10 protein-coding genes and 1 pseudogene are annotated in these 12,599 nt (G+C 60.9%); all 11 read left to right on the plus strand.

Annotation, left to right across the window (positions count from 1 at the left end; all coding sequences use genetic code 11):
• Window positions 1–308 precede the first annotated feature (308 nt).
• The 11 genes and pseudogenes from PQQ96_RS22025 to PQQ96_RS22075 all read left to right on the plus strand — a co-directional run bounded on the left by PQQ96_RS22025 (window position 309) and on the right by PQQ96_RS22075 (window position 12,202).
• A complete protein-coding gene (locus PQQ96_RS22025; protein ID WP_408296644.1) occupies window positions 309–512 on the plus strand; it encodes a hypothetical protein in 204 nt (67 codons plus the stop codon).
• Window positions 513–609: 97 nt separating this feature from the next.
• Complete coding sequence (locus PQQ96_RS22030; protein ID WP_408296499.1) at window positions 610–1,809, plus strand: serine hydrolase domain-containing protein; 1,200 nt, start codon at window positions 610–612, stop codon at window positions 1,807–1,809.
• Between the two features lie 214 nt (window positions 1,810–2,023).
• Window positions 2,024–2,314: an H-NS histone family protein gene (locus PQQ96_RS22035; protein ID WP_408296501.1), complete on the plus strand. Its 291-nt coding sequence runs from the start codon at window positions 2,024–2,026 to the stop codon at window positions 2,312–2,314.
• A 607-nt stretch (window positions 2,315–2,921) separates the two neighbouring features.
• Window positions 2,922–3,446 (plus strand): formaldehyde-activating enzyme, encoded by a 525-nt coding sequence (fae, locus tag PQQ96_RS22040; protein WP_408296503.1) that lies wholly within the window; start codon window positions 2,922–2,924, stop codon window positions 3,444–3,446.
• A gap of 91 nt (window positions 3,447–3,537) precedes the next feature.
• Window positions 3,538–4,575, plus strand: a complete 1,038-nt coding sequence (locus PQQ96_RS22045; RefSeq protein WP_408296506.1) for an aldo/keto reductase — start codon at window positions 3,538–3,540, stop codon at window positions 4,573–4,575.
• Complete coding sequence (locus tag PQQ96_RS22050) at window positions 4,572–6,011, plus strand: NAD-dependent succinate-semialdehyde dehydrogenase (RefSeq protein WP_408296509.1); 1,440 nt, start codon at window positions 4,572–4,574, stop codon at window positions 6,009–6,011. The genes PQQ96_RS22045 and PQQ96_RS22050 overlap by 4 nt, the downstream gene beginning before the upstream one ends.
• A gap of 142 nt (window positions 6,012–6,153) precedes the next feature.
• Window positions 6,154–7,539 (plus strand): MFS transporter, encoded by a 1,386-nt coding sequence (locus PQQ96_RS22055; protein WP_408296512.1) that lies wholly within the window; start codon window positions 6,154–6,156, stop codon window positions 7,537–7,539.
• A gap of 429 nt (window positions 7,540–7,968) precedes the next feature.
• Window positions 7,969–8,526 (plus strand): fimbrial protein, encoded by a 558-nt coding sequence (locus PQQ96_RS22060; RefSeq protein ID WP_408296514.1) that lies wholly within the window; start codon window positions 7,969–7,971, stop codon window positions 8,524–8,526.
• Between the two features lie 102 nt (window positions 8,527–8,628).
• Window positions 8,629–8,874: pseudogene (locus PQQ96_RS22065) on the plus strand (fimbrial biogenesis chaperone); the annotation flags it as partial.
• A 79-nt stretch (window positions 8,875–8,953) separates the two neighbouring features.
• Window positions 8,954–9,349 (plus strand): fimbrial biogenesis chaperone, encoded by a 396-nt coding sequence (locus PQQ96_RS42395; RefSeq protein ID WP_507028596.1) that lies wholly within the window; start codon window positions 8,954–8,956, stop codon window positions 9,347–9,349.
• Between the two features lie 132 nt (window positions 9,350–9,481).
• Window positions 9,482–12,202, plus strand: coding sequence for a fimbria/pilus outer membrane usher protein (locus tag PQQ96_RS22075; RefSeq protein ID WP_408296520.1), 2,721 nt, complete (start codon window positions 9,482–9,484; stop codon window positions 12,200–12,202).
• Window positions 12,203–12,599 lie beyond the last annotated feature (397 nt).

Genomic DNA, 12,599 nt, shown 5'->3' on the forward strand with positions numbered 1-12,599 from the left:
TTATGATGCATTTTGGGTTTTAAACGCGTTGTTTACAGATTATTTCTCTTGCCGTTCAAGCCAATAATCTGGTCCCCCGGTTTTTGCTGATAAGCCGCGTCGGTGCGCCACCTAACGGAACGCGAAGATTCACCGCAGTATCCTCATCTGGCGGTCATACAGATAAAAACAACGCGCAGGTTTTGCTGGTTTCAAAGTACTGAAATTAACGCTTAAGAAAAATTTTCCGTTTAGATCAAGTGCAGAAAGTAATTGCGGCACGTTTTATGCTCTCTGATCGAGTTCAACAAGTAATTCCGGGGACGGCAATGAATCATCACCAACTCGAAAAAGATATTGAACATCTGGAACATGTAATTTCGCATATTTCCGCTGAGGACCGCATCCCGCTGTCATATTGGCGCAACCGTATCGACTCGGTGTCCGGCGCGGCACTGGTGCCGGCCCAGGCTAGTCGCGTCAAACGGCTCAATGCCGCCCTGCTGGCATTGGAGCAACGGCAGAAAGCGTGATCGCTCGCCATGGCGCGTGGCTACGTGTACCGTCTGATCGGGTAACATTTTCTGAAAAAGTGACGGAACGTAACGCGCGCAGACGCTCAGGACAATCATGCAACCAGCAGGACTTTCAGCGACTCGGCTGACGGCGTTGACGAACGCCTTGCAAGGCTATGTGGAACGAGGCGACGTGGCGGGCGTCGTTTCGCTGGTCTGGCGGCGCGGTGAAATTGGTTATTTCGAGCCGCTCGGCTTGCGCGACGAAGCCGGGCAGTTGCCCATGGCGCGCGACACCCTGTTTCGCATCGCGTCGATGACCAAGCCGGTTACCAGCGCCGCGATCCTGATGCTGATCGAAGAGGATCGGCTCGCGCTCGACACGCCGATCTCATTGTGGCTGCCGGAACTGGCCGCGCCACGCGTGCTGCGCGATCCCGCCGGCCCGCTCGACGAGACCGACCCGCTCCGGGCGCCGCTAACCGTGCTCGATCTGCTCACGCATCGTGCGGGTTTTGCTTATCACTTCACGGCCACCGGGCCATTGGCCGAAGCGTATGCGGCGGCTTTCAACGGCATTGAAGCGCGCACCGATGCAAACTCGTGGCTGGGTCGCATGGCGGGCTTGCCGCTGATGTTCCAGCCCGGCTCGCGCTGGCATTACGGCATTGCGACGGACGTGCTCGGTGTGCTGATCGAACGCGTCAGCGGCATGCCACTCGGCGAGTTCTTCAGGACACGGATTTTCGAGCCGCTCGGCATGCATGACACCGCTTTCTGGGTGCCTGACGCGCAACTCGAGCGCCTGGCCACCGCTTATGGCGTTGAGCCGGGCACGGGGCGGCGCGTGGTCGAGGATCATCCGTCGGCGAGCCGGTGGGCGAGACCCGATCGATTTCAGAGCGGCGGCGGTGGCCTCGTTTCGACGGCGCAAGACTATCTGCAGTTCGCGCAACTGCTGCTCGGGCGTGGACGTGTCGGCTCGACGCGTTTGTTGTCGCGTCGCTCGGTCGATTTGATGCGGTCGAATTTTCTGACCCGCGACCAGCGCCGCGTGCCGGCGTTCGGCCAGGTTCTATGGGCAGGCCAGGGCTTCGGCCTCGGCCTGTCCATCGTCGACGATCCGGCGCAGCAACTGCCGCTCGGCTATCGCTCGATGGGGTCGTTCGGCTGGCCGGGCGCGTATGGCACCAGTTGGTTCGCCGATCCAGTGGAAGACCTGATCGGTCTGATGCTGATTCAGCGACGTGCTGTCGAACCCTTTCCGATGGCAGTCGAATTTGAGCGCCGCGTGTACGATGCAATTGATGATTGAGTGTGATGCCGAGGCGATTGGCAGCCTTAAGTTGGCTTGTCAAACGCCCGATTAAGCTCTGGGCAGTTGGGGCAGCCCAGCTCAGGCCGCCCTATTCGGCACTTTATTCGTCTGATACTGTCCCGCAATCCCCCAAAGGGACTTCCTTCGGGGCGTGGGACTTCCTCTGAGTCGTCCGCACTGTAAGTTCGTGAAATCGATCGGAGCACCCGTCATGCCCTCATACAAGCAGTTAACTGCCCAGCTCGAAAAACTCCACAAGGAAGTTGCGGTGGCGCGCGAGAAGGAAATTGCGCAGGCGATCACTGACATCAAACACAAGATCGCTGAATATGACCTGACTGCGGAAGAGTTGGGTTTTTCGAGCAAGCGCCCCGCTGGGCGCAAAACCGTCTCTGTCGCCAAGTATCGCAACCCGAAAACCGGTGAGACGTGGAGCGGCCGTGGCCGCTCGCCCGGCTGGCTGGCTGGTAAGAATCGCGAGCGGTTTCTGATCGAAGTCTGAAACCCCGCTGTGCAGCGGTGCTTTCGCTCGCCACGCGCGCGAACTTTCTGCTGAAGTGAAGCCTTGCCCGGTTTTTCACGCACCGCTGCGGGGTCCCGAAAACGCTCACCTTTCGTGTGGACGCGCTGCGCGGACCGTGGGTTTTGCTGAGCACCTTGCGCCGGACTTCGTTGTTTCGGTGAGCCTGGTTTCGTCGCATGACGCACCGAACGGTGCGATTGTCTCTACTCCCCATCACGCGTGCCCAATCTCTCGTGAAACCCGCGCCAGCCTTAGCTGGCGGGCGTTCCCAGGCTCTACGAAGAATCGCTGAGCCCGCCAGCCGGTGCTCACCGCCCCTTTTCTACGGACATTGACTCACCGCTGAGCGCCACCGTCTCGGTGCGTGCGTCACGTTGGGCGTGATCACCTTTCGCCGCGATTCGGCGTCGGCAATCGCGAGTCCCGAAAACGCTCACCTTTACGCGCTTCCCTCCGTTCCGGTCGATCCGCTCGGGACAAACCCGGAGTTGAGTTCGCGTCATACCCCGCATCAAAACTCATCGATACAGGGTCGCGGATGCCGGACAGCACAATCGGTCATCCACTCAACCCCGACGGAAAGACCATGAGCGTATCGACGGACAAACAACTCTTTATCGGTGAAGGATTCGAAGGCCCCGGCGTCAACCTCGCCCATATCAACGTACTGGTCGGTCCGCGCAACGGTCCGGCGGGTCAGGCCTTCGCGACAGCGTTGGCGACGCCGTCAGCGGGCCATGCGCCGTTTGTCGTGATCGCGCGTCCCGGCGTGCCGACCAAGCCGCTCACGCTGTACGTGAACAAGGCGCAGATCGGCAGCGACTTCCACGGCAACGCGACGTGGGGCGCTTCGCAAGCCGGCATCGCCAGGGCGGTGGCCGAGTCGCTGGAGAACGGCACGCTGCCGCCCGAAGCGGAAAACGATTGGGTCGTAGTGTCGGCGAACTGGGTCAACCCGGGCACCGACGATCTCGACGCCGTGTTCGAGAACAACTACCGCGCGTGCAAGAACGCGATCCTCGCGGCGATGAAGGGCTTGCCGCATCGCGACGAGGTGTTTGCCGCGGCGCGCGATGTCTCGAACCCGTTCTACACCCCCAAACAACGTTAATCACGCGCAAGGCAGTTCGCGTGCGTGACGTGTTATCAGGCCGACGCCACCGCGCGCGCAACTGGATGCGATCAGGAAGGAGACAAACACTATGGAATACATTCGCCTCGGCCAATCGGGCCTGAAGGTATCGCGTCTGTGCCTCGGCACGATGAACATGGGCACGCCGCAATGGAAGCCCTGGATTTTCGACGAAGCGCAAAGCGAGCCGATCGTGCGCCACGCGCTGGACGCCGGTGTCAATTTCATCGACCTCGCCGATTTCTATTCGACCGGCGTCGGCGAAGAAGTGGTGGGACGGATTCTCAAGCGCATCGCGCGCCGCGAGGAAATCGTCGTAACGACCAAGGTCGGCTACGACATGGGCGCGTATCAGAACGCCGGCGGTCACTCGCGCAAGCACATCATGGATGGCATCGACGCTTCGCTTAAACGTCTCGGCATGGACTACGTCGACATCTACATGCTGCATTTCTTCGACGTGAATACGCCGGTCGAAGAAACCATGGGCGCGCTGAACGATATCGTGTGCGCGGGTAAGGCTCGCTACATCGGCGTATCGACGATGTACACGTGGCAGTTCGCGAAGATCATGCAGGTCTGCGAGCGCAACGGCTGGCACAAGCCCATCAACATGCAGTTGCAGTTGAACCTGGCGTACCGGGAGGAAGAGCGCGAAATGATCCCGTATTGCCAGGATCAGGGCGTGGGCGTTTCCGTGTTCAGCCCGCTCGCTCGTGGTCTCTTGACCTGCGATCCGAACTCGACGCGCAACCAGACCGATTTCTTTACCGCGCAGATGTATGGCGACGTGGCGTCGCGTGAGATTGCTGCTTCGGTGGCGCGCGTGGCGGCGCGGCGTGGTGTGTCGGCTGCGCAGATCGCGCAAGCGTGGGTCCTCAATCACGGCGGGGTGGCGAGCATGCTGGTCGGCGCCGATACGCCCGCGCAATTCGACAGCGCGCTCGCCGCGCTCGGCACAAAGCTTTCCGCCGACGAACTGTTCGAGCTCGAGCGCAATTACACGCCCTGCGATCTGATCAACGACTACACCGCGGGCAAGCGCATTGCCCGCGAACCGCGGCTCGCCCAGGGCCTGTTCGTCGACAACCTGGAGAAGGCAGCATGAACGCATTGCTTCGAACCGGGCATTACATCGGCGGCGAGTGGTATGAAAGCGCGAGTACGTATGCCGTTCTGAATCCTGCAACCGGCGAAGTTATCGCTCAAGTGGCCAAGGGCGGCGCAGCGGAGACGACGCGGGCCGTTGCCGCCGCGGAGCGCGCTTTTCCGGCATGGCGCAGATTGACAGCGAAAGAGCGCGGCGCGCGCGTCAAACGCTGGGGCGAACTGATGCTCGAGAACCGCGACGCGCTCGCCGAACTGCTCTCGCGCGAGCAAGGCAAGCCGCTTGCCGAAGCGCGTGGTGAAGTCGGCTATGCGGCGAGCTTCTTCGAATGGTTTGCCGAGGAAGCCAAGCGCAGTTACGGCGACGTGATTCCAAGTCCGAATCCGAACGCGAAGATCATCGTGACACGCGAACCGGTCGGCGTGGTCGCGGCCATTACGCCGTGGAATTTCCCGCTCGCGATGATCACGCGCAAGGCCGGTCCCGCGCTTGCAGCCGGTTGCACGATGGTGCTCAAGCCGTCGGAGGAAACACCGTTGTCGGCTTTTGCACTAGCCGTGCTGGCAGAGCAGGCGGGCATTCCGCCGGGCGTGTTCAACATCGTCTCCGGCGACGCGGTGGCGATCGGCAGTGTGCTGACCGCGTCGGACGTGGTGCGCAAGCTCTCGTTCACCGGCTCGACGCGCGTCGGCAAGCTGCTCGCAAAGCAGTCGGCGGATACGCTGAAGAAGGTGTCGCTTGAACTGGGTGGCAACGCGCCGTTCATCGTGTTCGACGACGCTGACCTCGAAGCCGCTGTGCAAGGCGCGATGGCCTCGAAGTTTCGTAATACCGGGCAGACCTGCGTGTGCGTGAACCGCTTCTACGTGCAGGACGGCATCTACGACGCGTTCACCCAGGCGCTGACACAAGCCGTGCGGAAGATGCGCGTAGGCAACGCGTTGCAAGGTGAAGTCGAACAGGGTCCGCTGATCAATCCCGCAGCGCTGAAGAAAGTGGAAACCCATGTCGCCGACGCGCTGCAAAAAGGCGCGAAGGTGCTCACGGGCGGCAAGCCGCATGCACTCGGCGGAACGTTCTATGAGCCGACGGTGCTGATCGACGCCTCGGAGTCGATGCTGATTGCCGAAGAAGAAACCTTCGGGCCGGTGGCAGCGTGTTTTCGCTTCAAGACTGAAGACGAAGCGGTCGCCGCGGCCAACGACACGCCCTTCGGCCTCTCCGCGTACTTCTACACACGTGATCTCGCACGTGCATGGCGCGTCGCTGAGGCACTGGAGAGCGGCATGGTCGCGATCAACGAGGGCATCCTGTCGACCGAAGTCGCGCCGTTCGGCGGTGTCAAGCAATCGGGTCTCGGCCGCGAAGGCTCGAAGTACGGGCTCGATGAATACACCGAACTGAAATACATGATGATGGGCGGCCTCGGGCGCTAGCCCCCCGAATCGCCAGTTTATGCGTGCGCCCCGCGTTGCATCTGCTAGACGGGGCGCACGAAGCAGTGTTACGCATCTAGGGCCGGGCTATGCGCCGGCGCTTGGATGCGCAACACACTGCCCACACCAAGAAGGAGACAGCGTGAGCAATCAGGATATTCAGGCCACCCCTCTCGGCCTCGCACCCGTATTGCCGTCCGCGGCTACTGCAGCCATGCGCGGCCCCGTTCCTCTCGACGATGTTCCGCTCAATGCGTTTCACGTCAAGATCGCCGGGCTGACGTTCGGCGCGCACTTCACCGAAGGGTTCGCGCTCGGCACGATCGGCTACGCGCTCGCCTCGCTGAACCGCCAGATGCCGCTCGACGCGTTCTGGATGGGCATGATCGGCAGTTCCGCGCTGATGGGCATCTTTGTCGGCAGCCTTGTGTTTGGCTGGCTGTCGGATCGTCTGGGCCGGCAGAAGATCTTTCTGCTGAGCTTCCTGATCATTACCGCGGCGGCGTTCGCGCAGTTCTATGTGACGTCGCCGATGGAGTTGTGCCTCTTGCGCGTGCTCATCGGTTTCGGCATGGGCGGCGATTTCGCGGTCGGGCATGCGATTCTCGCGGAGTTCTCGCCGCGCAAACATCGCGGCACGCTGCTGGGATCGTTCAGCGTCGTATGGACGATCGGCTACGTGGTGGCGAACCTGCTCGGCATGCAATACGCGGATAGTTCGCCGGATGCCTGGCGGTGGCTGCTCGCCTCGGCGGGGATTCCAGCGCTGATCGTGCTGGTGCTGCGCATGGGCACGCCGGAGTCGCCGCGCTGGCTGCATAGCAAAGGGCGTGTCGCCGAGGCGAAGGCGATCGTGCTCAAGTACTTCGGTCCGAACGTCACACTCGACAACGGCGAAGACGAGCATGCGCGCATGCCCGGCGGTTTCGCGCGCCTGTTCAAAAAGGATCTGATTCGGCGGACGATTTTCAACTGCGGGTTCTTCGTGTGCCTCGTCATTCCGTATTTCGCCATTTACACGTTCTTGCCGACGATCCTGAAGGCGATCCATCTTAACGACGGTTCGGGCGCGGATTTTCTGTTGAACGGATTCCTCGTGCTCGGTGCGTTGATCGGTATCTGGTTCACGATCAAGCTGCCGCGCCGTGTGTTTCTGATTGGGTCGTTCGCGGTGACGTGCGTGTCCTTGATTGCGCTGAGCGTGTTGCCCGAGTCGGCAATGCTGGCGACGATCGTTGCGTTCGCAATTTTTACGCTGACGATGTCGGCGTTCTCGAATCTCGTCGGCGTGTTCCCGCCGGAATGCTTTCCAACGGAAGTGCGCGCGTGCGGCGTTGGGTTGGCGATTGCGTGTAGTCGGCTCGGATCGGCGGTCGGTACGTTCCTGTTACCGCTCGGCATTCTTCATCTGGGCTTCCACGCGACCATGATGGTGCTGGCCGCCGTGTTGCTGGTTGGCATGGTGGTGTCGATTGCCTGGGCGCCGGAAACGAAGCACCTGACCTTGAACGAAGCTAGCGGCGCGTAGTCCGCATTTAACGCTGTTTAGAAACCCCGCCGCATCGGCAACGATGCGGCGGGGTTTTCTTTTGGGCAACGGATTCGAGATGAGCTGGCCTCGGCGGGAAGAGTGAGCCGGAACGGCGCAACGCGCTCGCTGCGCATTTACCGAATTTAAGAAAAATCCGAACCGACTGTCCTGCTAGATGCAGCTTTGTCTGAATCACTCCGACAGCAGCGTAGGGAAAGTCCTATCTAAATAAGAGTTGTCCTAGGTACTTACGTTTCGCCGAGCAATAACATTGTTTTGCGCCTGAACGATAGGCCAATAGTTCAAAACAAAGACCGCCATTTCCCGGCGATGAACATTGGAGCGCCCAGGGGCGAATGGCGAGTCTTACCGGATTCCGATTCGTCGTTGATGCAACAAATTTCTTAACTCACTGGAGCAGCAAACATGAAATCAATTTTCCCCGCAATCGCGATCGCAACCGGCGGTCTGTTGGGTCTCGCATCGTTTGGCGCCAACGCGGCGGACGGCACGATCACGTTCACCGGCTCTGTGTCGAACACCACGTGCTCGATCAATGGCGTGGCATCGGGCTCGTCGGCCGACGTGGCCGTACCCATGAAGGAAGTCACCGCAAGCTCGCTGGCGGCTGCAGGTGCAACGGGCGGTGCGGCGTCCACGCCGTTCAATTTCAAGTTGACGAACTGCACGGGTGGCGCGACCAAGGCTATCGCCAATTTCGAAAACGGCCCGACGGTTGATCAAACCACCGGCAATCTGACGAACACCGCCGGTACCGCGAAAAACGTTCAGGTTCAACTGTTGAACGCAAAGCGTATGCCGATCAACGTCGTGACGGCCGCTAACAACGATATTGCCACTGACGGTACGGCTATCGACGCGGGTACGGGCGATCTGCAGTACTACTCGCAGTACTACTCGACCGGCGCAGCGCAAGCGGGTTCGGTGAACACGTCTGTGCAATACACGATGCAGTATCAGTAAGCAATAAGCCGAGGCGTTCGCTCAGGCGAACGCCTTTTTAACGGCCATTTTTCGAGATTATTTTCAAAGGTGATTGTGATGAAGTTGCTAAACAAAATGACGATGGAAATCGGTTTTGCATGTGCGCTGCTCGCTGGCAGCGCACATGCAAGCGTGACGATCGGCGGTACGCGAGTGGTGTATCCGCTCGAGCAACGCGAAGTCACAGTCAAGCTGGATAACGACAGCAAGAATCCGTCGCTCGCGCAGGTATGGATGGACGACGGTAACGCGGACGCGAAACCCGGCGAGATCAAGGTGCCGTTTGTGATTACGCCGCCGATCTTCCGTATGGATCCGAAGAAAGCGCAGACGCTGCGGGTGATGTATAGCGGCGAAGCGTTGCCGCAGGATCGCGAGTCGGTCTACCGAGCTCAACGTACTGGATATTCCGCCGAAGGCCAACGCCACGCCCGACACCAATGTGTTGCAGCTTGCCTACCGCACCCGCATCAAGGTGTTTGTGCGGCCGGCCAAGTTGCCGGGCAAGGCCGAAGACGCACCGGCGCAACTGAGCTGGAAGATTGCCGCGTCGCCGAGTGGCAACGGTCAGGCGGTGAGCGTATCGAATCCGACGCCGTACTACGTGTCGTTTAGCGAAGTCGATGTGGAAAGCGGTGGTCACACGTTCAAGAACGAACGGGGCGGCATGGTGGCGCCCCACGCGACGGAAGTGCTGCCCGTCGCACAGATGAATGCAGTACCGGCAGGCGCGAAGGTTCACTACACCGCAATCAGCGATTACGGCGGCGCCATTACCGGCGACGCGACGCTGGGCCAATAGACCGCAGTCGTTCGCCGCTCGGGCGGCAGCTTCCCGCCCATCACTCATTCCCTGTACATGGCGTGCGTTGCACAAGCAACGCACAGGGATGACGCACGCCTTTTTGCAGGACTTTTTTAAATCGATCAGATCATGAAAACTTCACCTCGTCATCAGTCGCATGTTCGCACCAGCGTTTCCTCTGGTCCGTTCGGCCTGAACCCCGTAACCGCCGTCGTACTGTCGGTTTTCGCGGTGTTGGGCGGGCTCGAGCCGGCGAGCGTGAATGCGGCAGAAGTCAGTAGCACTGGCGACACCGTCCAGTTCGACTCAACCTTTCTGCGCACCGACCCCAAGCAGACCGTGGACGTCACGCGTTTCGCGCGCGGCAACATGGTGTCGTCGGGCGTGTATTCGGTAGATATCTGGTTGAACGATCTGCGTGTGGCACGTCAGGATGTGCGCTTCGTGGCCGCTCGCGAAGGCGATACTGCGCGCCCGTGCTTCAGTCACCAGATGCTGGAAAGCCTCGGTGTCGATTTCGCCAAGGTGGCTGCGGATACTGGTGCGAAGGTGCCGGAGCGGGCGCATGCCGACGCAGCCGCGAACGGTGAAGCTGCAGGAAGCAAACCATCCGCCGAATCAGCGGGCGCCCCCGCGCCTGCCGACGAATGTGTCGACCTGGGCGCAGTCGTACCGGGCGCTAGCGTCGAGTTCGACTTCACTGAACAGAAGCTCACGCTCTCCGTCCCGCAGAAATACCTGCGCAATGCGGCGCGCGGCTATGTGCCGCCGGAAATGTGGCGACAAGGCGTGAACGCGGGCTTTATCAGCTACAACGCGAATACGTATCACACGTCCGGCTCGGGCTCGCAGTCGACCCAGAGCTATCTGGGTCTGAACGCTGGCGTGAATGTGGGCAGTTGGCATTTCCGCCATCAATCGTCGATCTCGCAGACGACCGGCCAGGGCACGCAGTTCGACAACATCGCCACTTATGTTCAGCACGATTTGACCAGGCTGAAATCGCAGGTGACGTTGGGCGACGGCTACACGACCGGTGATGTGTTCGACAGCGTGTCGTTCCGCGGTGCGCAGATCGCCACCGACGACCGCATGCTGCCAGAGTCGCTGCGAGGCTATGCGCCGGTGGTGCGTGGCACGGCGGACTCGAATGCGCGCGTCACGGTCCGGCAGAACAATCAGGTGATCTATGAAACCAGCGTGTCGCCGGGTCCGTTCGAAATCAACGACCTGTATGCGACTGGCTACGGTGGCAATCTTGATGTGACCGTCACCGAAGCCGACGGCCGCACCAAGACCTTTACCGTGCCGTACGCCTCGGTGGCGCAGTCACTGCGCGCGGGCACGACACGCTTCTCGGTGACCGCCGGGCAATTGCGTAACGACTCGCTCGAAACGAAGCCGAACTTTGCTCAGTTCACGTTGCAACGCGGTCTCACGAACCTGGTGACGCCCTACGGCGGCGGTGTGGCCGCAAACGGCTATGTGGCAGCCGACGTGGGCGCTGCGCTCAACACGAAATACGGCGCATTTTCCGCCGACGTGACGGGTGCGCAGACACAGGTGCCGGGACAGAGCGCGATGCGTGGCACCAGCTTGCGCGTCGGCTATAGCAAGTTCTTCGATCCGACCGATACCAGCATTTCGGTTGCTGCGTACCGTTATTCGACGGCTGGTTTCATGAGTCTTTCTGATGCGGCTTCAGTGCGTGATCTGGCAATGCATGGTGGCGACACGAACTCGGTTTATCGGCAGCGCAACCGTTTTCAGCTCACGGTCAACCAGAACTTCAAGGAACACGGCACCGTGTTTCTGAGCGCATCGTCGCAGCAGTACTGGAATCACGACGGCAGCGACATGTTTTATCAGGCCGGCTATACCAACAGCTTCAAATACGGCACGTACAGCGTTACTGCAGGTCGCACGCGTAACTCGGATGGCTCGATGTCGAACCAGTTCATGCTCAGCACGACGCTTCCGCTGGGCCACAGCCAGCATGCGCCGCTGATGTCGACGAACCTGTCGTCCGGGAGCGGCTCGACGAACCTGCAGGCCAGCCTGAGCGGCTCGCTTGGCGATAACAACCAGTACTCGTACAACGCGTACGGCGCGTATGGCAGCGGCAACGGCAGCAGTTCGTCGAACACCGGCGTGAGCGGGACATGGCGCGCGCCGTATGCGCAGATAACGACGTCGGCAAGCGCGGGCTCGGGTTCGCGCCAGGTGTCTGCCGGTATCAGCGGATCGGTCGTCGCGCATCCTGGCGGCGTGACGTTCTCGCAGACGGTCGGCGATACGTTCGGCATCGTCGAAGCGCCGGGTGCAGCCGGCGCAAGTGTGACCAGTGCGCGGGGCGTCAAGCTCAACAGCCGCGGCTATGCCGTGGTGCCGTACCTGACGCCTTACGGCATGAACACCGTCGGTATCGACCCGAAGGGCACGTCGACCGACGTCGAATTCGAATCGACTTCGGAGCAGGCTGTGCCGCGGCTCGGTTCGGTGGTGATGCTGAAGTACAAGACGGTGAACGGACGTGCTGCATTGATTCGTGCGCCGCAACTCGGCGATAAGGCGTTGCTGTTCGGCGCCGATGTGACCGATGGAAATGGCCGTACGGTCGGCGTCGTGGCGCAGGACAGCCGGATTTTTGCGCGCGGTCTGGAAGACCAGGGTTCGTTGGTCGTTAAATGGGGCGCGGCGGCGGCTGAGCAGTGCCGGATTGACTATGTGATGCCGAAGTCGACGGGGAAGGCTGGGACTGCGTATCTGTCAGTGGAAGGGCATTGCGTGGGCGGAATGCTGGAGCAGGCAGCGGACAAGTCGTCTCTGGTTGCGCCCAACCCGAACTGAGTCTCGCACCGGGTTCGTCCGCGACGGGCACCGTCAGCCCTGGGACGGTGAAAGGCATGACTACTTTCACGATGTCGTATCAGTAGCGCTCGGCAAACGCTGACTTATCTTCCCCACGCAGGCGGGCGATCGTTGCTTGCCTGCTTCATCTGCCCCCCAAATCCCCCATTTCCATACGTCCGTCCCCATGACGTGTATCATTCGTTCCCTGCGCTGTTCTGCGCTGGCGATTCCCGTATTGTCGAACGCTCGTTCGTGACCTGGTTCCGACGCGGTCGAGTTGCCATTGTGATGCGGGTTTCCGACCCAACTCCCGCAGCTCGACGCCGCCGCGCCCGACGTGGCAGGCCGGAAGCCACAAGCCTCCGGAGATCGCCCGAACCTCTATCTGTGACCG

The sequence above is a fragment of the Paraburkholderia sediminicola genome (assembly GCF_046027825.1).
GTDB lineage: Bacteria > Pseudomonadota > Gammaproteobacteria > Burkholderiales > Burkholderiaceae > Paraburkholderia > Paraburkholderia sediminicola_D.